We start from the raw sequence: 21,664 nt of genomic DNA on the forward strand, positions 1-21,664 counted from the left end.
TGCGGGGCTTGCGGGTGGTGCGGTCCGGCGAAACTGGCCAGTCGAATTCCGGACAGTTCGGCACGGGTGTGGGCGATCCTGCACAACTGGAGCTGATAGTTCCTGCGCAAGTCTTGGTCACTATAGGAGACTTGACGGTCTGTTTGGGAAGATCTTGTGGGCTTTTTTGTGCGGCTTACGCACTTTCGTCCGCGCGGATCCCAAGAGTTCACCTGGACCGACGGCATGCTGAAGGAATGGCCGAACAGCATCGACCGCATACCGGCACTCCCTCGGCGACTTCCCCGGCTTTCGTCGCCGCGCTCCGCTCCGCCGTACGCGGCGCGAGCGACTTCGGGGCCGCCGCACGGGCGTTGAACACCATGGACGCCTCCAACTACCGTCGCGTCCCGCTCGGTGTGCTCGCCCCGCGCGACGCCGACGACATCGCCGCCGCCCTGGCCGTCTGCCGGGAGCACGGGGTACCGGTGGTGGCGCGCGGCGGCGGCACGTCCATCGCCGGACAGGCCACCGGCACCGGCCTCGTCCTCGACCTGACCCGCCATCTGCGGACGATCATCGACCTGGACCCGGCCGCCCGCACGGCCGTCGTTCAGCCCGGCGTGATCCTGGACGATCTGCGGGCCGCCGCCGCACCCCACGGTCTGACCTTCGGCCCGGACCCGTCCACCCACAGCCGCTGCACCCTCGGCGGGATGATCGGCAACAACTCCTGCGGCGCGCACTCGGTGGCCTGGGGCACGACGGCCGACAACGTGCGGGGACTGTCGGTGGTCCGGTACGGGGGTGAGGCGCTGCGGCTGGAGCAGGGGAGGGGCGTGGGCCCCCGCGGCGTACGCGAACTGATCGCCTCCCACCTCGCCCTCCTCCGTACCGGCTACCCGGACCTCCCGCGCCGCATCTCCGGCTACGCGCTCGACGCCCTGCTCCCCGAGCACCCCGGCGGCCCCGACCCGGTCCGGGCGTTCTGCGGCAGCGAGGGCACCCTCGGCGTCGTCACCGAGGCCACCGTGCGCCTGGTCGAGGCCCCGCGCGCCCGCGCCCTGGCCGTCCTCGGGTACGCCGACGAGTCCGCCGCCGCCGACGCCGCCCCGGGCCTCCTCCCGTACCGCCCGCTCACCGTCGAGGGCATGGCCGCCGACCTCGTCACCGAGTCCGCCGGGCTGCCGCGCGGGGCCGCCTGGCTGTTCGTCGAGACCGGCGGCGACACCCCGGCCGAGGCCCGCGCGCACGCCGAACGCGTCCTGCGGGCGGCCGACGCCGTGGACGGCGCGATCGTCACCGACCCGGCCGGGCAGCGGGCCCTGTGGCGGATCCGCGAGGACGCCGCCGGCACCGCCACCCGGATGCCCGACGGCAGTGAGGCCTGGCCAGGCTGGGAGGACTGCGCGGTGCCGCCCGCCCGGCTCGGCGCGTATCTCCGCGACTTCCGGGCCCTGCTCACCGAACACGGCCTGCGCGGAACGCCGTACGGCCACTTCGGCGACGGCTGCATCCACGTCCGCATCGACTTCGACCTGATGACCGACGCCGGGGTGGCCCGCTTCCGCCGGTTCTCCGAGGAGACGGCCGGTCTCGTCGTCGCGCACGGCGGCTCCCTCAGCGGCGAGCACGGCGACGGCCAGGCGCGCGCGGAGCTGCTGCCCCGGATGTACGGGGACGAACTCGTCGCCCTCTTCGGCCGGTTCAAGGACCTGTGGGACCCGGACGGCGGGATGAACCCGGGGATGCTGGTCCGCCCGGCCCGCCTCGACGAGAACCTCCGCTTCGCCGTCCTCCCGAAACGCCCGGTCGACGTGGAGTTCGGCTACCCGCAGGACGGCGGGGACTTCGCGGGCGCGGTCCGCCGCTGCGTCGGCGTCGCCAAGTGCCGTACGGAGGAGGCGGGCGGCGCGGGCGTCATGTGCCCGTCCTTCCGGGCGACCGGCGAGGAGGCCCACTCGACCCGGGGCCGGGCCCGACTCCTCCACGAGATGCTCGCGGGCGAGGTCATCACGGACGGCTGGCGGAGTACGGAGGTACGGGACGCGCTCGACCTCTGCCTCTCCTGCAAGGGCTGCCGCAGCGACTGCCCGGTCGGCGTCGACATGGCCACGTACAAGGCGGAGTTCCTGCACCACCACTACCGGGGACGGCTCCGGCCCGCCGCCCACTACGCGATGGGCCGCCTCCCGCGGTGGCTGCGCCTGGCCGCCCCCTTCGCCCGCCCCCTCAACGCCCTGGCCCGGCTGCGCCCGCTCGCCGCCCTCGCGAAACGGCTGGCCGGGATCGCGCCCGAGCGGACGATCCCCGTGCTGGCGACGGAGACGTACAGCCGGTGGCTGCGCCGGAGGCAGGGCGGCGGGACGCACATCCTCTCCACCGACCGGGTGGTGGCCCTCTGGGCCGACACCTTCACCGAGCACCTGTCCCCGCAGGTCGGCCGGGCGGCGGTCCAGGTCCTGGAGGAGGCGACGGGGCGTACGGTGCTGCCGCCCCCGCGCGGGGTGTGCTGCGGCCTCACCTACGTATCGACCGGCCAGCTCGACGCGGCCCGCCGCGTGATGCGCCGCACCCTGGACCGGCTCGACCTCTTCCCCGGCCACCCGCTCGTCGTCCTGGAGCCGAGCTGCGCCGCGACCCTCCGCACCGACCTGCCCGAGCTCCTCCCCGACGACCCGCGCGCCGCCGAACTTGCCTCTTCGGTACGGACATTCGCCCAGTACCTGGAGGAGTACGCCCCCGACTGGGCCCCGCCCCGCCTGGACCGCCCGGCCGTCGGCCAGACGCACTGCCACCAGCACGCGGTCCTCGGCGACGCGGCGGAGCGGAGACTGCGCGAACGGATGGGCCTGACCGGCGAACTCAGCGGCGGCTGCTGCGGGCTCGCCGGGAACTTCGGCTTCGAGAAGGGCCACTGGGAGGTGTCCGCCGCCTGCGCGGAGGAGCAACTGCTCCCCGCCGTGCGGGAAGCGGCACCCGGCACGGAACTCCTCGCGGACGGCTTCTCCTGCCGCACCCAGCTCGACCAGCTCGCCGGACGCCGGGCCCGGCACCTCGCGGAGGTGATCGCGGAGGAGCTGATGAGGACCCCGTAGCATCGACGGGTTTGCAACGGTCGTCGCGGTCAGGCAAGGGGGAACGTCGTGAAGAGCGGTGGCAGGTGGTGGCGGAGGCGTACGGTGCTCGCCTCCGCCCTGGCGGGAGCGGTGCTCATATCGGGCGGCGGGCTCTGGGCGAAGGACAGCGGGCTCTTCCGGGACCGCTACTGCTGGGACGCCTGGCAGCAGGACAGCGGTGCGCGGTTCCTCGGTGACGACGCCCTGGGCAAGTCCGGCTCCGAGCGGTCCGCCGTCGAGTCCGGTACGCCGGGCGCCGACGGGAAGACGGCGACCTGCACCCTCACGGTGGCCTCGTCCGTACCCGACGACGACTCCGACGAGCCGATCCGCTTCGACGACCGGGTGACGCTCAGCTACGGCCCGGTGCCCGAGGCTCCGGGCAAGCGGCGCGACTGGATCGAGCGGTACTTCAGCGGCACGGCTTCCCCGCTCCCCGACGGTCTGGACGGCCTGGTCGCGGAGGACCGGGCGATGCTCATCCTGCCCGAGCCGTGCGATGTGCGGGGCCGGCCGTCCGCGGTGACCCTGTGGGCCGAGAGCTGGGGCGACGGCCACCTCGGCAAGCGGCAGCTGTCCATCGGCATCGGGGACCTGCCCGACGTGGGCCGGATGCTGCTGGGCGCGGCCGAGGCCGGGATGCGGAAGGCGGGGTGCGCGCCGGACGAACCGCTGCGGATGACGTCGCCGATGACCCGCGTCGCCGAACGGCCGGACAGCGCCGGGACCCCGGTGTGCCGGATTCCCGGGGCGACGTTCGACCTGGGGAAGGGCTCGCGGTACGAGGAGCAGGTGGGGGTGGTCGACGACCGGCTCCAGACCTGCTCGGTGGTGTGGAGTCAGCGGGGCGTTCCGGACGAGCCGGCGGCCCAGTTCGTGATGGCCGCGACGCCCCGGACGGTGGCGGTGTTCGACGGTCTTCCCGAGGGCGTCGAGCACGGGCTCGTACGCACCTCCTGCGTCGACCGGGACACCGTGTTCTACGTGCGCATCGGGTCGGCGCTGTCCGGCACGGAGAAGAGCGACCGGCGGGTGGTGGCCGGCTTCGCCGAGGCCGCGGGCCGGCGCATCGGCTGCGAACCCACGACGGAGGGTCGGGGGACGACGCGATGACGGACGGCGGCGGGACGGACGACGGCATGACGGACGGCATAGCGGACGGCGGCGGGACGCACGGCGGCATGGCGGATGGCGGCGGGACGCACGGCATGGCGGACAGCGGCGGGACGGACCCCGATGCGGCAGCCCCGTCCCCGGGTGGGCCGCCGCCGCTGCTGCTGCGGCTCCTCCGCAGCCGGACGGCCCGCGCGGTCACCGCTGCCGGCCTCGTCGGCGCGCTGCTCGGCGCGGGGACGGTCGCCTGGCGGACGGACACCCTGCCGCTGCTCTCCTCCGCACCCTGCTGGGGCGCGTTCGACGACGCTCTGACCACCCAGGTGTTCGGCGACCTGGAGACCTCGGCCGAGACCCAGCGGCTGCGGACCGACCCGCGCGCCCGCGTCGCCTCGTACGGGCAGTGCCGCGTCACGAGCTACCAGGACGACGGCCGCGCGGCGCGCCAACTGACCGTGCGCGTCCACGAGCTGTCCGGAACCAGCCGTACGGCGGCGAAGGCGTGGACCGACGACTTCCTCCAGCCCGGCATGGTGGCGATGGGGAACGGGCTGCCCGGCATGGCGTCCGGGGCCCGGGCCTGGCTGGCGCTTCCGCAGAGCTGTACCGGGGAGCCGGACCTGCTGGCCACGCCGACCGTCGTCGACCTCACCATGGGCGAAGCGGACATCGGCGCCATGCAGGAATACGAACGGAAGGACCGCAGGGCCCTGTCCGCCGCCGCGGTGGCCGTGACCAACAAGGTCCTGCGTGAACGGGGCTGCTCCGGCACGTACTCCGCCCCGGAGCGCACCGACACGGTCGTCGCCTGGGACGACACCGATCCCGCCGCCCTCTGCGGCATCAAGGGGCTGCGCCTGCCCACCGGTTACCGGGAGCGGCTGCCGCGCACCCGGGTGGGGCCGGACGGCGGCGCCGCCCGGGTCTGCGAGGCGGGCTCCTCCTACCCGCCGGGCGAACTGCGCCTGACGACCGTCGTGGATCCGGTACTGGCCCATGTGTTCGCCCTGGAGGCGTCCCACGGCGGTACGCCCCTGCGCGGCGGACAGGGCCCGGGGCCCGGCGGATTCGGTGCGATCGACGTCACCCGTGGGGTGTACGTGGCCTCCTGCCAGACCGGTGACGTGGTGTTCCTGGTGGAGCGGCTGAAGGACATCGGCGACGCGAAGGCCCGGGAGACGAACCTCGTCCGGTCCCTGCTGCCCCGCTATGTGGAGGCGGAGGCGGAGCGTATCGGCTGCGGCCCGATCCGGCTGACGCTCCCGGACCTCGTGTAGCCGGGCCCGCCCGGCCCCGCCCCGCCGTCCCTGTCCTCAGCGCACCGCCGCCGTCCCCTCCTCAGCGCACCGCCGCCGCCGCGCGGATCACGGCCCGCGCCAGGCGGACGTTCTCGGGGGCCGCGCCGCCCGGGTAGGCACAGGTGCGCCGCGTGTACCCGTACGCCACCCCGTTCACCGGGTCCGCGAAGGACTGCGAACCGGCGGCCCCGGCATGGCCGATCGAGCCCTCGCCCAGGAACGGATAGGACTGCCGCGCCCGCTCGAAGCCGAGCCCGAAGCCGTCGACCGAGCCGGTCACCACATCGGTGCCGAGCAGATGGGGCCGTCCGAACTCGGCGAGCGTCTCCGGCTTCAGCAGCGGAGCCCTGCCGTCCAGGCCGCCCACCACTGCCGCGTACATCCCCGCGAGGCCGCGGGCGGAGGCGACGCCGCCCACCGATGCGGGGCTCAGCGCCCGTGTCGTACGGGAGTTGACGAAGGTGACCAGGTCGACCGGAGACCTGGCCCCGGCGTTGAAGGCGATGGCGATCATGCTGTCCGGACCGGCGTCGTTCGCCCGGAGCTCCGCGACCTGCTCGGGCGTGGGGACCATCGGGCGGATCGGAACGTACCGCCCCTCCAGCGCCTCGGGCAGGCCGAGGTGGAAGTCGAGGCCGTACGGGGCGCGGACCCGCTCCTCGAAGAGCTCCTGGACCGAACGGCCCGTCGCCCGGCGCACCACCTCGCCGGTGAGCGCGCCGATCGTCAGCGCGTGGTACCCGAAGGCCGTGCCGGGCTCCCAGTGCGGGCGCTGACCCGCCAGGCGCGCGGCGACCACGCGGTCGTCGGCCAACTCGTCGAGGGTGAACCCGCCGTCGGCGCCGATCAGTCCCGCGCTGTGCGCGAGCACATCGCGCAGGGTCAGCCGCTCCTTGCCGCCGCCGGTGAACTCCGGCCAGTACGCGGTGATGTGCCGGTCCAGGTCCAGGACCCCGTCCTGCACGAGCAGGGCGACCACCAGATGAGCCGCGCCCTTGGTCGAGGAGAAGACGGCGGGCAGCGCGTCGCCCGTGATGCCGTCCCCCGCCCAGAGGTCGACCACCGGCCGGCCGTCCAGGTACGCGGCGAGCTGCGCGCCGGGTTCGCTGTTCTCCTCGGCCAGGACGGCGGCGAACTCCTCCCGTACGCCGTCGAATCCCTCGGCCACCGTCCCGTGGACGGCTATGTCGTACGAGGCCATGTTCTTTCCCCCTGGTGCGTCCCGTCGGCTTGTGTGTCGTCCCAACAGGCCCGGGCGGCCGGGAAATTCCCGTCGGCACATGCGTTCACGTACCCCGCTCGATGATCTCGCGGGCCAGCGCCGCGAGTTCGGGGAGGGCCGGGTGGCCGGGGGCGTCGCGGCGGGCGAGGAGGACCGGGACGCCCGGGGCGTCGTCCAGCGGGACGTACGCGACCCCCGCGTGCGGGTGCAGGGTCGCAGTCGAGGCGGTGGAGACCCCGCTGCCGCGTCCGGCGGCGATGGCGGTGAGCCAGTCGTCGGTGTTCCCGACGGTGAGGGTGGCGGCCGGGCGGGCGTGCTGCGGCCACAGGTCGACGGTGGTGGTGCCGGAGACGGTGTTCAGGACGACGGGGCCGTCCGCGAGATCGGCGAGGGCGAGCGAGGCCCGCCCCGCGAGCGGCCCGTCCGCGGTCACCGCCGCCACCCGGACCTCGGTGAACAGCACCTCCGCGACGAGCCCCGGCGCGTCCACGGGCCCCCGCAGCAGCGCCGCGTCGACCTCGCCCCGGGTCAGGCCGGCGGTGCGGTCGTCGATCCGGAGCAGTTCCAGCGGGGTCCCGGGGTGGCGTTCCTGCCAGGTCCGCAGCAGGGGCGTGGTGTACGGCCCGAACGCGGACCAGGCGTGCCCGAGCCGCAGCGGCCAGGTGCGCAGCCGCCCGGGGGCCAGTGCCTCGTCGAAGGCGGCGACCGCGGCGGCGGCCTTGTCGCGGAAGGCGACGCCGTCGGGGGTCAGGGCGAGGTGGTGGGTGGAACGGTCGACGAGCCGGACCCCCAGGTGCCGCTCCAGCGCCGCGAGGGTGCGGGACACGGCGGGCTGGGTCAGCCGGAGGCGGGAGGCGGCGCGCGTGATGTTCAGCTCGTCGGCGACCGCGAGGAAGGCCCGCAGATGCCGGAGTTCCACCCGGAGTTCCACGGGGCGGCCGGTGGAGGGTCCATCGTTCATGCGTGGGAAGCATAACGAGAGCTTGATCGGTATTTCACGGGACGCGCGGGCGTCCTTACGGTGAGGGGAAACCGTTGGCCGGACAGTGCGGCTTCCCGTACCGTCCAGTCCATTACGGTGTACTGATCCGTCTCGCCCCCGTCTCCCCCTGTTCCCCCCCCCCGTTCCCCCCGGAAGGTCCCCCGTGAACGACCAGCGCAGCGCCGCCGAACCGGCCGCCGCAGCCGTCGCCGTACCCGAAGCGGTGACGGCGCTCGATGGCGCCGGGGACGTGGGTGCGGGCGCGCCGGCCGGGCGGACCGGGGCCGAGCGCCGGGCGGCACTGACACCGATCGTGCTGGTGGTCGCCGGAGGCCTGTCCGTCCAGTTCGGCTCGGCCGTCGCGGCGCTTCTGATGCCGAAGGCGGGCGCGCTGGGCGTCGTCACCCTGCGGCTGGCGGCCGCCGCCCTGATCCTGCTGGTGATCTGCCGCCCGAAGCTGCGCGGCCACTCGCGTGCCGACTGGGGCACGGTGCTCGCCTTCGGCGTCGCGATGGGCGGTATGAACACGCTCTTCTACCAGGCGCTCGACCGGATCCCGCTCGGCATCGCCGTCACGCTGGAGGTGCTCGGCCCGCTGGCCCTCTCGGTGTTCGCCTCCCGCCGTCTGATCAACGTCGTGTGGGCGGGCCTCGCCCTCGTCGGCGTCGTCCTGCTGGGCGGCGGCGGCTTCGACCGCCTCGACCCGGTCGGCGCGGCGTACGCCCTGGGGGCCGGGGCGATGTGGGCGGCGTACATCGTGTTCAGCGCCCGCACCGGCCGCCGCTTCCCGCAGGCGGACGGGCTGGCCCTGGCGATGGTGGTCGCCGCGGTCCTCTCGCTGCCCCTGGGCATCATGGAGTCCGGGGCGAAGCTCACGGTCCCGTCCACCGTGGCGCTCGGCGCGGCGGTGGCGGTCCTGAGCTCGGTCCTCCCGTACACCCTGGAGCTGATGGCCCTGCGGCGGCTGCCCGCGCCCACGTTCGCCGTGATGATGAGCCTGGAACCGGCCATCGCCGCCGGCGCGGGCTTCCTGATCCTGGACCAGGCCCTCTCCACGACGGACGCCCTGGCCATCGCCCTCGTCATCGGCGCCAGCATCGGCGCGGTGCGCAGCCGGACGGGCCGCCGCGAGGCGTGAGCCGACGCGGGCGTCCGGGGTGCGGCGGCTCGCCGCCAACAGCCGGGCGGCCGGGCGGACATGGTGGGAACCCGCGGGCGGGCAGGCGTCGTCCTGAACCTTGGGGGACGGTCACATACCGGTGAGCCCAGGGGGATGTTCATGCGGTGGAGGTCGAAGGAGCAGGGGCCGAGGGGCGGCGGGGTGGAGGCCCTGCGTGAGGCCGCCGAGGCGGGGGACGCCATGGGGATGATCCGGTACGGCGTGTATCTCGGTCATCACCAGGACCAGGACGGCGCCGAGCGGTGGCTGCGCCGGGCGGTGGAGAAGGGGCACCCCGATGCCCCCGTCGCCCTTGGCGCACTGCTCCACCAGTGGGGACGGCGGGCCGAGGCGGAGCAACTGCTGCGGGCGGCGGGCGGCGCGGGGCATGTGCGCGCGATGGAGATGGTCGCCTACGCCCTGCGGTCGCGGGGGGACCACACCGAGGCCTTTCACTGGTACCGGCGCTCGGCCGAGGGAGGCAACGCGTCCGCGATGGCCACCCTCGGGGCCCTGTACGAGGAGCGGGGTGCCGACGCGGAGGCCGAGGACTGGTACCGCCGGGCCGCCGAGGCGGGTCATGCCGACGCCGCGTACACCGTCGGGCGGTTGCTGCACGGGCGGGGTGAGGTCGCGGAGGCCGGGAAATGGGCCCGTCGGGCGGCTGCCGGGGGTTCGACCGCCGCGATGAACGCCCTCGGGGATCTTGCCCTGGAACAGGGCGACAGGGAGGCGGCGAAGTCCTGGTACCGCAAGTCGGTCGACGCGGGCGACCCCGAGGCCGGTCGCCTGCTCGCCGGACTGCTCAGCCGCTCCGAGATTCTCGACCTGATGGAGACCCAGGTGATCAAGGGGGCCCGGAAGGGTGACGTCGACTCCATGATGGCGCTGGGGCGCACCGGGGAACGGAAGGGTGATCTCCACGCGGCGCAGAACTGGTACGAGAAGGCGGCCGAGGCCGGGCACGCAGCGGCGATGACCCGGCTGGCGGAGCTCTCGGAAGAGGCGGGACACTTCCGTCAGGCGCGGGCGTGGCACCGGAAGGCCGCCGCCGCGAGGCTGCGGCCGGGTAAGCCTCCGTCATAGGCTCACCCGGATGACGACCGACGCATACCGTGGCTGGGACTCCGAGACGAGGTTCCAGCGCTTGCTGGACGAGGTACTTCCGCTCGACATGGGCACCTGGCGGCTGCCGGAGGTGCGGGCCGCGCTCGACACACTGGGGTGGCAGGTGCGGCCCGTGACCCCCGGCGGAAGCCCGCCGGACCTGGCACGGGGGCGCCGGCCCGAGGTGGCGTGGGAGCTGAACGGGCATCCCGGGGGCCCCCGCCAGGGCGTCGGGGTGCTGACCGTGGCGGCCGAGGATCCCGAGCAGGTGCTGGGGCTGGAGATCAACCTCTCGTACGGCATCGCCTACGACGACGACCACGCCCACGAGTGCCACTTCGCCCAGACCGCCCGCGAAGTCACCGCGTACGCCCTCGGCGGGCCGCCCACCCGCCTGGCGGGTCCGGGCCTCCGGGCGGTGTGGCACCGGCCGGGAACCAGTGTGGCCGTCATGCTGGACGAGGGCTGCGTGGTCCTCCAGTTGCTCTGCACCGACCGGGGCGCCGAGTTCCGCCCGGGGCGGCCGGATCTGTGGCGCGGCTCGGCCCGTGCGGACCTCTCCCCTCCCGGGCCCTCGAAGCCCGTGCGGGGCTGGGGAGACGCCCAGGCGCGCCTGAACAGCGCACTTCAGGCCCTCTGCGCCGAGGTGCACGACTTTCCCGGCGGCTTCGTGCTGCGCCTGTCCTCCGCCCGCGACCCTCTCCGCTTCGCCGTCGCCGCCGCCACGGCCGACACCGATGTCCTCCGGCTGGAGACCCCCGCCGGCCTCCCGGGCCTTCCCGACCCCGAGCGGCTCGGCCGGCTCGGCTGGCACCGCCGCGACACCCTCTGGCAGCGCATGGTGCCCGGCGCGCTGTCAGGGGGAGATCCCGTCCTCGGGGCGGCGGCCGACCTGGTGGAAGCGGTCCGCACCCTGGAGGTGGACCTCTCCGACCTGGTCCACTCCGGCGAGGTGACCGTCCCCACCGGGCTCCGTCACCTGGAGCTGCCGCAGCTCGGTGTCCCCCGCGCCGCCCTGGAGGAGGCCACGGCGGCGGGGGCGTAGGAGCGTAGGAACGGACGAGGGGGCCTGCGTCACACGGCCGCCGGGAACGGGATGCACGTCGGTCAGCCGCTCCGACACCTCCCACAGCCGCCGCCCGGTCGGTGGGTCGACGGCCGCCGGGGCGAGCGGAACCCGCGTCGGACCGCCGCGCAGTTCCCCGCGGCCGTCCGGACCGATGAGCTCACCGCCCCGCACGTCCGGGGCGGTCGCCGCGTACAGCTGCGGAAGCGCACCCGCGTCGGGGCGCTGGGCGAGGGGCAGGAGGACACGGCCGAACAGCAGCTTCACCAGGCCGGTCGGGCCGGTCGTCTGCAGGTTGGTGGCGGTGTAGCCCGGGTGCGCGAGCAGGCTCAGGACCGGGCTGCCGGATGCGGTCAGCCGGCGGTGCAGCTCGTGCCCGAAGACGGCGTTGGCGAGCTTCGACCGGTCGTAGAAGACCATCGGCCGGTAGCCGCGTTCGCCGTCGAGGTCGTCGAAACGCGGCTCCGCCTTACGGTGGTTGACCGAGGTCACCGTGACGACGCGCGGGTCCCGCCCCCCGGCCAGCAGGTCGAGCAGCAGCCCGGTGAGCGCGAAGTGGCCGAGGTGGTTGGACGCGAACTGCAGCTCGTGTCCCTGTGCGCTCGCCGAGCGGGGCGGCGCCATCACCCCGGCGTTGTTGACCAGCGCGTCCAGCCGGGAATGGTCGCTGCGCAGGGCGGCGGAGAACGCCCGTACGGAGTCGAGGTCGGCCAGGTCCAGGCGGCGCACCTCCAGGGAGGCCTCCGGCCGGCCGGAGGTGATGTCGGCGACGGCCCGGCGGCCCTTCTCCACGTCGCGTACGGCAAGGATCACGTGCCCGCCCCGGTCGGCGAGAGCCCGGGCGGTCGCCAGGCCGAGGCCGCTGTTGGCCCCGGTGACCACGGTGACCCGGCCGGTCTGGTCCGGGATCCGTTCGGCGGTCCAGCGTTCTTTCCGTGAAGCGTTCTGTGTCATGCGGCATACGCTGCCGCTCGTGGCACCAAGTGTCAAGAAGTTACCAGGTGTCATGGATGGCATGGCGCTATCATGGGGGTGTGAGTACCCGCCCCGCAGTGACCATGGCCCAGCGCAAACGTCAGCTCGTCTCGAACGAACTGACCGAATCCGCACTCCAGTTGATGGCCCTGGAGGGATTCGACGCGGTCACGGTCGACGAGATCGTGGCCACGGCCGGTGTGTCCAAGCGGACGTTCTTCCGGTACTTCGCGTCCAAGGAGGATGTGGTCGTCCAGTTCCTGGCCGACATGGGCGCGGGCATGCACGCCGAACTGGCCGCCCGCCCCACGGCCGAACTCCCCTCCACGGCGCTGCGCCACGCCGTCTGGGTCGCCATGGCGGCCTGCGCCGACGGCGCCGAGCACTCCGGCCGGGCCCTGCGGGTCGTCCAGCTGATCCTGCGCACTCCCGCCCTGCGTGCCCGCTTCCTGGAGCACCAGGCCCAGTGGCGCGACGATCTTGCCGCGGCCACGGCCCGCCGCCTGGGGCTCGACGCGGAAGCGGACCTCTACCCCCGCCTCGCCGCCGGGGTCGCGCTCACGGCCTTCGACACCGTGCTGCGGCGCTGGAGCGACAGCGACGGAGCCGAGGATCCCGCCGCGCTGACCGATCGCGCCTTCGCTGTCCTCGCCCCGGCGCTGGACGCCGACCAAGGCCTGTCGTAGGGGCGTCTCGGCGCGCGCCCCTCACCAACGGCACGGCCGGTCCAGCTCGGTGATGGAGTCGGCCAGTTCGGCCGGGCGGTCCGGCCACCCCGTCCGGTGCCAGTGCTCGATGCGCCAGGACAGCCGGCGGGGCCACAACGGGGTGACGGGCAGGCGCTCCACCGGCACCCAGACCGGGGCGCCGCCGTAGGTGTCCAGCGTCTCGGGCCGGCCGACCCCGCCCGTCGCGGACACGAGGAAGTAGTGCTCGTGCCGGCCGTCCTTCCAGACCCGTGCCACCTCGGGCCCGACGGTCCCGGCCAGGCCGGTCTCCTCGTCCAGCTCGCGCACGACGGCCGTCTCCGGCGTCTCGCCCTCCTCGACCCCGCCGCCCGGAATCTCGTAGTGCGATCCGCCGTCCTCCTCGGTGAAGCGGATCAGCAACATGGCCCCGTCACGGATGACGATCGCCCCGGCCCGTACCCGTACCGGCGGCACCGCCGCAGGGTCGACCAGGGCCACCGGGCCGTGCCTTCCGCCCAGGCGCGCAGGACCGTCTCCGCCGTACCGGCCGGCCTGATGCGCGCGTGCAGGGCCTCCGCCAGGGACAGTGCGGCCCGAGCAGCCGTACCGGGACCCCCGGAAGGGCCGTCGGGAAAGACGTAGTGCGGGCCCTCCGCGTCGTGACGGGGCTCCAGGATCAGCTTGTCGGCGTCGAACCGGACGGTCACCGCGCGCGTTTCGGCTGTCATCGACGGAGGCTAACGCGGACCGCCGTCCCGCCGCCGCCGGAATGCCCTCGTCCGTACGGTGCCGGGTCCTACAGTCGCCTGACCGACCCCCGTTCCGCACCGGTCCGCCAGGAGGCCCCGCCATGAAACCGACCGAATCGACCGCGACCGGCAGCCACCCGCAGACCGGTGAGCGCCAGGACCTGCTGGCCCTCGTCGCCGACCAGCGCACCAACTTCCTCTACACGGTCGCCAAAATCACCGACGAGCAGGCCCGCGCCCGGTCGACCGTCAGCGAGCTGACCCTCGGCGGCCTCGTCAAGCACCTGGCGGAGATGCAGCGGAGCTGGCTGTCCGTGATCGACGGCACCGCCGCCCCCAAGGTCGCCTGGGCCGACCTCGACCCGGACGGCAACCGCATGACCGACGACGAGACCCTCGCCGGTCACCTCGACGCGTTCCGGGCTGCGGCGGAGGCCTTCGACCGGGCGGTCCGCGAGGAACCCGACCTCGACCGGGCGATCACGCTGCCGCAGTACCCCTGGTCGCCGCCGGAGCCCGTCGTCTGGACCGTCCGCCACATCCTGCTGCACATCTTCCGCGAGATCGCCCACCACAGCGGTCACGCGGACATCGTGCGCGAGGCCGTCGACGGGGCCAGCACCACCCAGCGGATGGCGCAGGCGGCGATGAACGGCGAGTGACCGGCGGGGCGGGGTGGCGCGGCAGGCGCGCCACCCGGCCCGCCCTCCGGGCAGAAAATCATGCAAGCGTGCTTGATTGTTTCCTGGTGCGCTGCCATGCTCCTGGGCACCACACCCGGTCCCGAGGGGAGCGCACGTGTCCGCTGTCGTAGCCGTGATCGACGATCTGCGCGAAGAGAGCGACGAACTCGACGGGGTGGTCGGGGTGTTGGGCGAACCGGCCTGGCGCAGCCCGACGCCCGCCGAGCGGTGGACCGTTGCCCACCAGATCGCCCACCTCAGCTGGACCGACGAGGTCGCGCTGCTGGCGGCCACCGAGCCGGACCGGTTCGGTGGCGAGGTGACCAAGGCCCTGGCCGCCCCCGAGTCCTTCGTCGACGAAGCCGCCGACGCCCTGGTCGCCGCCCATGCCCCGGACGCCCTGCTCGCCCGGTGGCGGGAGGGGCGGCAGCGGCTCCACCAGGTCCTGCGGGACGCCCCGGCCGGGACCAGGATCCCCTGGTACGGGCCGCCGATGAGCGTGGCGTCCATGGCGACCGCCCGGCTCATGGAGACCTGGGCGCACGGCCAGGACATCGCCGACGCCCTCGGCGTGACCCGGGCCCCCACCGCCCGGCTCCGGCACGTGGCGCGGATCGGCGTACGGGCCCGGGGCTACGCCTACGCGGTCCGTGGGATCACCGCACCCGAGGAGGAGTTCCGCGTCGAACTCCACACCCCGGACGGCGAGTTGATCGCGTACGGTCCTGAGAGCGCCGCCCAGCGCGTCACCGGGCCGCTCCTCGACTTCTGTCTCCTGGTCACCCAGCGCGCCCACCGGTCCGACCTCGCGGTCACCGCCGAGGGGCGCGACGCCGACCAGTGGCTCTCCATCGCCCAGGCCTTCGCCGGACCGCCCGGACTGGGCCGGCTGCCCCGCGCGGAGCGCGCCGAGCAGGGCCGGGGCGGTCACCGGTGAACACCGCACCTGAACCTGCTCCCGGACCCGCTCCCGGACCCGCGCCCCTGCGCATCGGCAACGCCTCCGGCTTCTACGGCGACCGCTTCGACGCCCTGCGCGAGATGCTCACCGGCGGCCCCCTCGACGTCCTCACGGGCGACTACCTGGCCGAGTTGACGATGCTCATCCTCGGCCGCAGCCGCCTCAAGGACCCGGAGAAGGGCTACGCCACCACCTTCCTCCGGCAGTTGGAGGAGGGGCTCGGTCTCGCCCATGAGCGCGGCGTGCGGATCGTCGCCAACGCGGGCGGCCTCAACCCGGCCGGACTCGCCGACGCTGTAAGGAAGTTGGCGGCCAAGGTCGGCGTACCCGTCACCGTCGCGCATGTCGAGGGCGACAGCCTGCCCGTCCCGGACGGGTTCCTCACCGCCAACGCCTACCTCGGCGGCGCCGGGATCGCCGCCTGTCTGCGGGCCGGGGCCGATGTCGTCGTCACCGGCCGGGTCACCGACGCGGCCCTGGTCACCGGGCCCGCCGCCGCCCACTTCGGCTGGGGCCCGGACGACCTGGACGCGCTCGCGGGGGCCGTGGTCGCCGGGCATGTCCTGGAGTGCGGGGCGCAGGCGACCGGCGGGAACCACGCCTTCTTCGGCGAGTACGACGCCCGCCGCCTTCGCCGCCCCGGCTTCCCGCTCGCCGAGATCCACGCCGACGGGTCGTCCGTCATCACCAAGCACGACGGTACGGGCGGGGTCGTCGACCTCTCCACCGTCACCGCCCAACTCCTGTACGAGACCGGCGGAGCCCGGTACGCGGGCCCCGACGTCACCGCCCGCCTCGACACCGTGCGGCTGACTCCGGACGGCCCGGACCGGGTCCGTATCGACGGCGTACGCGGCGAGGCCCCGCCGCCCACCCTCAAGGCCGGGCTGACCCGCCTCGGCGGCTGGCGCAACGAGGTGGTGTTCGTCCTCACCGGCCTCGGCATCGAGGCCAAGGCGGACCTCGTGAAGGACCAGTTCGCCGACGCCCTGGAGCGGGGCGGCGGCCGCCCGCCCGCCGAGGTGCGCTGGGAGCTGGCCCGTACCGACCATCCCGACGCCGACACCGAGGAGCGGGCCAGTGCCCTGCTCCGGCTCGTCGTCCGCGACCAGGACGCCGACGCGGTCGGCCGGACCGTCTCCGGGGCCGCCGTGGAGCTGGCCCTCGGCAGCTACCCCGGCTTCCATGTCACCGCCCCGCCCGGAAAGGGCGCGCCCTACGGGGTGTTCGAGGCGATCCACGTACCGGCGGGCGATGTCGAGCACACCGCCGTGCTGCCGGACGGGAGTCGTGAGATCCTCCAACCACCCTCCCTCACCCTGGAGTTGGCCGAGGTCGAGGAACCGCCGCTGCCCGATCCGTATCCCTCCACCGCCCCCACCCGGAGCGTTCCTCTCGGCCTGGTCGCGGGCGCGCGCAGCGGCGACAAGGGCGGCGACGCCAACGTGGGCGTATGGGTACGCGGCGACGACGCCTGGCCGTGGCTGGCGCACGAGCTGACCGTCGAGCGGTTCAAAGAACTCCTGCCGGAGACCGCCGACTTGCACGTGGTCCGCCATGTCCTGCCCAACCTTCGCGCCCTGAACTTCACCGTCCACGGCCTCCTGGGCGAGGGCGTCGCCGCCCAGGCCCGGTTCGACCCGCAGGCCAAGGCGGTGGGGGAGTGGCTGCGGTCCCGGTGGCTCCCCGTTCCCGTACCGCTGCTGGAAGGCGTCCCCCTCCCGGAGGTGACCGCATGACCGTCCTGCCCACCGCGCTCGACACCAACGGCCCCGACTACGCGGCCAACCGCGCCACCCTGCTGACCAAGCTCGCCGAGCTGGAGACCGAGCACGCCAAGGCGCTCGCGGGCGGCGGCGAGAAGTATGTGACCCGGCACCGCAAGCGCGGCAAGCTTCCGGCGCGGGAGCGGATCGAGCTGCTCGTCGACCCCGACACCCCGTTCCTGGAGCTGTCGCCGCTGGCCGCCTGGGGCAGCGATTACGCGGTCGGGGCCTCGCTCGTCACCGGGATCGGAGTGGTGGAGGGCGTCGAGTGCCTGATCACCGCCAACGACCCGACCGTACGCGGCGGAGCCTCCAACCCGTGGACGCTGAAGAAGGCCCTGCGCGCCAATGAGATCGCCTTCGCCAACCGGCTCCCCGCCATCAGCCTGGTGGAGTCGGGCGGGGCCGATCTGCCGTCCCAGAAGGAGATCTTCATCCCGGGCGGGGCGCTGTTCCGGGACCTCACCCGGCTCTCCGCCGCCGGAATCCCCACCGTGGCCGTCGTGTTCGGCAACTCCACGGCCGGAGGCGCGTACGTCCCCGGCATGTCCGACCACACCGTGATGATCAAGGAGCAGTCCAAGGTCTTCCTCGGCGGACCGCCCCTGGTGAAGATGGCCACCGGCGAGGAGAGCGACGACGAGTCCCTCGGCGGGGCCGAGATGCACGCCCGTACCTCCGGGCTCGCCGACCACTTCGCCGTGGACGAGCACGACGCGATCCGCCAGGCCCGGCGGATCGTCGCCCGGCTCAACTGGCGCAAGGCGCACACCGATCCGGGGCCCGCCGAGCCGCCGAAGTACGACGAGGACGAGCTGCTCGGCATCGTGCCGGGCGATCTGAAGGCGCCGTTCGACCCGCGCGAGGTCATCGCCCGGCTGGTCGACGGCTCGGACTTCGACGCGTTCAAGCCGCTCTACGGGACGAGCCTGGTCACGGGGTGGGCGCGGCTGCACGGCTACCCGGTCGGGATCCTCGCCAACGCGCAAGGGGTGCTGTTCAGCGAGGAGTCGCAGAAGGCGGCCCAGTTCATCCAGTTGGCGAACCAGCGGGACATCCCGCTCCTCTTCCTCCACAACACCACCGGCTACATGGTCGGCAAGGAGTACGAGCAGGGCGGGATCATCAAGCACGGCGCGATGATGATCAACGCGGTCGCCAACTCGAAGGTCCCGCATCTGTCGGTCCTGATGGGCGCGTCCTACGGGGCCGGCCACTACGGCATGTGCGGCCGCGCCTACGACCCGCGCTTCCTCTTCGCCTGGCCCAGCAGCAAGTCCGCCGTCATGGGCCCGCAGCAGCTCGCGGGCGTGCTGTCGATCGTCGCCCGCGCCTCGGCGGCGGCAAAGGGGCAGCCGTACGACGACGAGGCGGACGCCGGGCTGCGCGCCATGGTGGAGCAGCAGATCGAGGCGGAGTCGCTGCCGATGTTCCTGTCCGGGCGGCTGTACGACGACGGGGTCATCGACCCGCGCGACACCCGGACCGTCCTCGGGATGTGCCTGTCCGCGATCCACACCGCACCGGTCGAGGGCGCCCGCGGCGGCTTCGGCGTCTTCCGGATGTGAGGCCCACATGACCATTGCCACGTTGCTCGTCGCCAACCGGGGCGAGATCGCCTGCCGGATCTTCCGCACCTGCCGCGACCTGGGCATCACCACGGTCGCCGTGTACTCCGACGCGGACGCCGACGCCCTGCACGTGCGGGAGGCCGACCTCGCCGTACGCCTCCCGGGGTCGGCCCCCGCCGACACCTATCTGCGCGGCGATCTCGTCGTGGCCGCCGCGCTGGCCGCCGGGGCGGACGCCGTACACCCCGGCTACGGCTTCCTCTCCGAGAACGCCGCCTTCGCCGCCGCCGTGCAGGACGCGGGGCTTGTGTGGGTGGGGCCGCCGGTGAAGGCCATCGAGCTGATGGCGTCCAAGACCCGGGCCAAGGAACTGATGGCCGGGGCGGGGGTGCCGTTGCTGGCCCCCGTGGACCCGGCGGCCGCGACCCCCGACGATCTGCCGCTGCTGCTCAAGGCGGCCTCCGGCGGCGGCGGACGCGGCATGCGGATCGTCCGCGAACTCGACGCACTGCCCGGCGAGTTGCTGGCGGCCGCCGCCGAGGCGACGTCGGCCTTCGGGGACGGCGAGGTCTTCGCCGAGCCGTACGTGGAACGCGGCCGGCACGTCGAGGTCCAGGTGATGGCGGACGAGCACGACACCGTGTGGGCGCTCGGCACCCGGGACTGCTCGCTCCAGCGCCGCCACCAGAAGGTCATCGAGGAGGCCCCCGCCCCCGGCCTGGACGAGGCCCTGCGGACCCGGCTCCACGACGCGGCAGTGGCGGCGGCCCGTGCCGTGGGCTACCGGGGCGCGGGGACCGTGGAGTTCCTGGTCTCCGCCGACGGCCGCCCGTACTTCCTGGAGATGAACACCCGCCTCCAGGTCGAACACCCGGTGACCGAGGCCGTGTTCGGGCTCGACCTCGTCGCCCTGCAACTGCGCGTGGCCGAGGGCGAGCCGCTGCCGGCCCCCGAGCCGCCGCAGCCGTCCGGCCACGCGGTGGAGGCCCGGCTCTACGCCGAGGACCCGGCACGGGACTGGCAGCCGCAGACCGGAGCGCTGTTCACCCTGGAGGTGCCGGAGGGCCCCGGCCTGCGCCTGGACACCGGGTACACCGGCGGCGACACCATCGGCGTGCACTACGACCCGATGCTCGCCAAGGTCATCGCCCACGCCCCGACCCGCGCCGAGGCCCTCCGGCTGCTCGCCCGCGCGCTGGAGAGGGCCCGAATCCACGGCCCGGTCACCAACCGCGAACTGCTCGTACGGTCGCTGCGCCACCCGGACTTCGCGGCGGCGCGCCTGGACACCGGCTTCTACGACCGGCACCTGGCCGCCCTGACCGCTCCGGGAGCCGGAGACCCCGCCACCGCCGCTCTCGCCGCCGCCCTGGCGGAAGCCGTACGCCCGGCCCCGGCCGGAAGCCCCGCCCCGGCCCGCTTCGGGGCCTGGCGCAACGTGCCCTCGCAGCCCCAGCTCAAGCGCTACCGCGGCGAACCCGACGGGACCGGGCACGAGGTCGTCTACCGCACCGGGCGCACCGGCATCCCGGAGCCGTACGAGGCCCCCGGCGTCCGGGTCCTGACCGCCGCCCCCGACCGCGTCACCCTCGAAGTGGACGGCGTGACCCGGCACTTCGCCGTGCGGGTCCACGGTGACCGGGTGTACGTGGACACCGCCGACGCCTCGTACACCTTCACCGCCCTGCCCCGCTTCACCGACCCCGCCACCCACACCGCACCGGGCTCCCTGCTCGCCCCGATGCCCGGGACCGTCGTCCGCCTCGCGGAGGGCCTGGCCGCCGGGGCCGTCGTCGAGGCCGGGCAGCCGCTGATCTGGCTGGAGGCGATGAAGATGGAGCACCGCATCCTCGCCCCCGCCACCGGCACCCTCACCGCCCTGCACGCCGCCCCCGGCCACCAGGTCGAGGTCGGCGCGCTGCTCGCCGTGGTCCAGGAGGACCCGGCCGCCGCCCCCGTACCCGTATCCGTACCGGAGGAGACCGCATGAGCACCGCCCGCACCGCCGGAACTGTCCTCGAAACCGAAGAGCACCAGGCCCTGCGCGCCGCCGTCGCCGCCCTCGGAAAGCGGTACGGGCGCGACTACATGACCACCGTCATCCGCGAGGGCTCCCACACCCACGAGCTGTGGGCCGAGGCCGCCAAGCTCGGCTACCTCGGGGTCAACCTCCCCGAGGAGTACGGCGGCGGAGGCGGCGGCATGGCCGAACTCTCCATCGTGCTGGAGGAGTTGGGTGCGGCGGGCTCGCCACTCCTGATGATGATCGTGTCGCCCGCGATCTGCGGCACGGTCATCGCCCGCTTCGGCACGGACGAACAGAAGCAGAAATGGCTGCCGGGCCTCGCCGACGGAAGCCTCACCATGGCCTTCGGCATCACCGAACCGGACGCCGGCTCCAACTCCCACCGGATCACCACCACCGCCCGCCGCGACGGCGACGACTGGCTCCTCACCGGCCGCAAGGTCTTCGTCTCCGGTGTCGACATAGCCGACGCGACGCTGATCGTCGGCCGCACGGAGGACGCCCGCTCGGGGAAGCTGAAGCCGTGCCTGTTCATCGTCCCGCGTGACGCTCCGGGCTTTGGGCGGAACCAGATCGACATGGAACTCCACGCCCCCGAGAAGCAGTTCGAACTCGTCCTCGACGATGTCCGGCTGCCGGCCGACGCGCTGGTCGGCGACGAGGACGCGGGCCTGCTGCAGCTCTTCGCGGGGCTCAACCCGGAGCGGATCATGACGGCCGCCTTCGGCATCGGGATGGGCCGCTTCGCCCTCGGCAAGGCCGTCGAGTACGCCCGTACGCGCCAGGTCTGGAAGGCCCCCATCGGCTCCCACCAGGCCATCGCGCACCCGCTGGCCACCGCGCACATCGACCTGGAGCTGTCGCGCCTGATGATGCAGAAGGCGGCACGGCTGTACGACGACGGCGACGACATCGGGGCGGGCGAGGCGGCGAACATGGCGAAGTACGCGGCGGGCGAGGCGTGCGTGAAGGCGGTCGACCAGGCCGTGCACACCCTCGGCGGCAACGGCCTGACCCGCGAATACGGCCTCGCCTCCCTGATCACCGCGTCCCGGGTGGCCCGGATCGCCCCGGTCAGCCGCGAGATGATCCTGAACTACGTCTCGCACCAGTCGCTGGGCCTGCCGAAGTCGTACTAGCCGGGGGCCGTGCGTTTTCCCGCTGTCCGACCTCTCCCCATCCCTCCCCCACAGGGGTGA

15 protein-coding genes and 2 pseudogenes are annotated in these 21,664 nt (G+C 73.8%); 13 read left to right on the forward strand and 4 right to left on the reverse strand.

Annotated features, from left to right (window positions below):
* Positions 1-236 precede the first annotated feature (236 nt).
* From ACIQPT_RS21275 to ACIQPT_RS21285, 3 genes are read left to right on the forward strand one after another with little or no spacing between them, the layout of a single operon-like run.
* The gene (locus ACIQPT_RS21275) at positions 237-3,077 is read left to right on the forward strand and encodes an FAD-binding and (Fe-S)-binding domain-containing protein (protein WP_401157451.1); all 2,841 of its coding nucleotides are present in this window, start codon (positions 237-239) and stop codon (positions 3,075-3,077) included.
* Between the two features lie 48 nt (positions 3,078-3,125).
* Positions 3,126-4,211 (forward strand): hypothetical protein, encoded by a 1,086-nt coding sequence (locus ACIQPT_RS21280; protein ID WP_401157452.1) that lies wholly within the window; start codon positions 3,126-3,128, stop codon positions 4,209-4,211.
* Positions 4,208-5,488: a hypothetical protein gene (locus tag ACIQPT_RS21285; protein WP_401157453.1), complete on the forward strand. Its 1,281-nt coding sequence runs from the start codon at positions 4,208-4,210 to the stop codon at positions 5,486-5,488. The genes ACIQPT_RS21280 and ACIQPT_RS21285 overlap by 4 nt, the downstream gene beginning before the upstream one ends.
* A 61-nt stretch (positions 5,489-5,549) precedes the next feature.
* Here the strand turns inward: ACIQPT_RS21285 and ACIQPT_RS21290 are convergent, their stop codons facing one another.
* A complete protein-coding gene (locus tag ACIQPT_RS21290; protein ID WP_401157454.1) occupies positions 5,550-6,710 on the reverse strand; it encodes a serine hydrolase domain-containing protein in 1,161 nt (386 codons plus the stop codon).
* Between the two features lie 85 nt (positions 6,711-6,795).
* The gene (locus ACIQPT_RS21295; RefSeq protein WP_401157455.1) at positions 6,796-7,692 is read right to left on the reverse strand and encodes a LysR family transcriptional regulator; all 897 of its coding nucleotides are present in this window, start codon (positions 7,690-7,692) and stop codon (positions 6,796-6,798) included.
* Between the two features lie 184 nt (positions 7,693-7,876).
* On the opposite strand from ACIQPT_RS21295, the gene ACIQPT_RS21300 reads away from it, so the two are divergent.
* The 3 genes from ACIQPT_RS21300 to ACIQPT_RS21310 all read left to right on the forward strand — a co-directional run bounded on the left by ACIQPT_RS21300 (position 7,877) and on the right by ACIQPT_RS21310 (position 11,024).
* On the forward strand, positions 7,877-8,851 hold the full coding sequence (locus ACIQPT_RS21300; protein ID WP_401157456.1) for an EamA family transporter: 975 nt from the start codon (positions 7,877-7,879) through the stop codon (positions 8,849-8,851).
* A 141-nt stretch (positions 8,852-8,992) separates the two neighbouring features.
* On the forward strand, positions 8,993-9,958 hold the full coding sequence (locus ACIQPT_RS21305) for a tetratricopeptide repeat protein (RefSeq protein WP_401157457.1): 966 nt from the start codon (positions 8,993-8,995) through the stop codon (positions 9,956-9,958).
* Between the two features lie 10 nt (positions 9,959-9,968).
* Positions 9,969-11,024, forward strand: coding sequence for a hypothetical protein (locus ACIQPT_RS21310; RefSeq protein WP_401157458.1), 1,056 nt, complete (start codon positions 9,969-9,971; stop codon positions 11,022-11,024).
* A gap of 54 nt (positions 11,025-11,078) precedes the next feature.
* Here ACIQPT_RS21310 and ACIQPT_RS21315 read toward each other — a convergent pair.
* A pseudogene (locus ACIQPT_RS21315) lies at positions 11,079-11,999 on the reverse strand (oxidoreductase); the annotation flags it as partial.
* A gap of 56 nt (positions 12,000-12,055) precedes the next feature.
* Here ACIQPT_RS21315 and ACIQPT_RS21320 point away from each other — a divergent pair.
* Entirely contained in the window at positions 12,056-12,706 is a 651-nt protein-coding gene (locus tag ACIQPT_RS21320; protein WP_401157459.1) for a TetR family transcriptional regulator, read from the forward strand.
* A gap of 21 nt (positions 12,707-12,727) precedes the next feature.
* On the opposite strand, the pseudogene ACIQPT_RS21325 reads toward ACIQPT_RS21320, so the two are convergent.
* Positions 12,728-13,437: pseudogene (locus tag ACIQPT_RS21325) on the reverse strand (NUDIX domain-containing protein).
* 122 nt (positions 13,438-13,559) lie between these two features.
* Between ACIQPT_RS21325 and ACIQPT_RS21330 the strand changes: the two are divergent.
* The 6 genes from ACIQPT_RS21330 to ACIQPT_RS21355 all read left to right on the forward strand — a co-directional run bounded on the left by ACIQPT_RS21330 (position 13,560) and on the right by ACIQPT_RS21355 (position 21,604).
* Complete coding sequence (locus ACIQPT_RS21330) at positions 13,560-14,120, forward strand: DinB family protein (protein WP_401157460.1); 561 nt, start codon at positions 13,560-13,562, stop codon at positions 14,118-14,120.
* Positions 14,121-14,256: 136 nt separating this feature from the next.
* Positions 14,257-15,078, forward strand: coding sequence for a TIGR03084 family metal-binding protein (locus tag ACIQPT_RS21335; RefSeq protein WP_401157461.1), 822 nt, complete (start codon positions 14,257-14,259; stop codon positions 15,076-15,078).
* A complete protein-coding gene (locus ACIQPT_RS21340) occupies positions 15,075-16,841 on the forward strand; it encodes an acyclic terpene utilization AtuA family protein (protein WP_401157462.1) in 1,767 nt (588 codons plus the stop codon). The genes ACIQPT_RS21335 and ACIQPT_RS21340 overlap by 4 nt, the downstream gene beginning before the upstream one ends.
* Entirely contained in the window at positions 16,838-18,436 is a 1,599-nt protein-coding gene (locus tag ACIQPT_RS21345) for an acyl-CoA carboxylase subunit beta (RefSeq protein WP_401157463.1), read from the forward strand. Before ACIQPT_RS21340 ends, ACIQPT_RS21345 begins: the two co-directional genes overlap by 4 nt.
* 7 nt (positions 18,437-18,443) lie before the next feature.
* Complete coding sequence (locus tag ACIQPT_RS21350) at positions 18,444-20,429, forward strand: biotin carboxylase N-terminal domain-containing protein (RefSeq protein ID WP_401157464.1); 1,986 nt, start codon at positions 18,444-18,446, stop codon at positions 20,427-20,429.
* Positions 20,426-21,604, forward strand: a complete 1,179-nt coding sequence (locus ACIQPT_RS21355; RefSeq protein WP_401157465.1) for an acyl-CoA dehydrogenase family protein — start codon at positions 20,426-20,428, stop codon at positions 21,602-21,604. Before ACIQPT_RS21350 ends, ACIQPT_RS21355 begins: the two co-directional genes overlap by 4 nt.
* Positions 21,605-21,664 lie beyond the last annotated feature (60 nt).

Origin of the sequence: Streptomyces sp. NPDC091289 (assembly GCF_044757365.1) — a bacterium.
Taxonomy (GTDB): domain Bacteria; phylum Actinomycetota; class Actinomycetes; order Streptomycetales; family Streptomycetaceae; genus Streptomyces.

Bases quoted from the DNA above. Each gene is read 5' to 3' on its own strand.
- ACIQPT_RS21275 (WP_401157451.1), top strand. From the start codon at position 237: ATGGCCGAACAGCATCGACCGCATACCGGCACTCCCTCGGCGACTTCC.
- ACIQPT_RS21285 (WP_401157453.1), top strand. From the start codon at position 4,208: ATGACGGACGGCGGCGGGACGGACGACGGCATGACGGACGGCATAGCG.
- ACIQPT_RS21290 (WP_401157454.1), bottom strand. From the start codon at position 6,710: ATGGCCTCGTACGACATAGCCGTCCACGGGACGGTGGCCGAGGGATTC.
- ACIQPT_RS21295 (WP_401157455.1), bottom strand. From the start codon at position 7,692: ATGAACGATGGACCCTCCACCGGCCGCCCCGTGGAACTCCGGGTGGAA.
- ACIQPT_RS21305 (WP_401157457.1), top strand. From the start codon at position 8,993: ATGCGGTGGAGGTCGAAGGAGCAGGGGCCGAGGGGCGGCGGGGTGGAG.
- ACIQPT_RS21310 (WP_401157458.1), top strand. From the start codon at position 9,969: ATGACGACCGACGCATACCGTGGCTGGGACTCCGAGACGAGGTTCCAG.
- ACIQPT_RS21320 (WP_401157459.1), top strand. From the start codon at position 12,056: ATGGCATGGCGCTATCATGGGGGTGTGAGTACCCGCCCCGCAGTGACC.
- ACIQPT_RS21330 (WP_401157460.1), top strand. From the start codon at position 13,560: ATGAAACCGACCGAATCGACCGCGACCGGCAGCCACCCGCAGACCGGT.
- ACIQPT_RS21345 (WP_401157463.1), top strand. From the start codon at position 16,838: ATGACCGTCCTGCCCACCGCGCTCGACACCAACGGCCCCGACTACGCG.
- ACIQPT_RS21350 (WP_401157464.1), top strand. From the start codon at position 18,444: ATGACCATTGCCACGTTGCTCGTCGCCAACCGGGGCGAGATCGCCTGC.
- ACIQPT_RS21355 (WP_401157465.1), top strand. From the start codon at position 20,426: ATGAGCACCGCCCGCACCGCCGGAACTGTCCTCGAAACCGAAGAGCAC.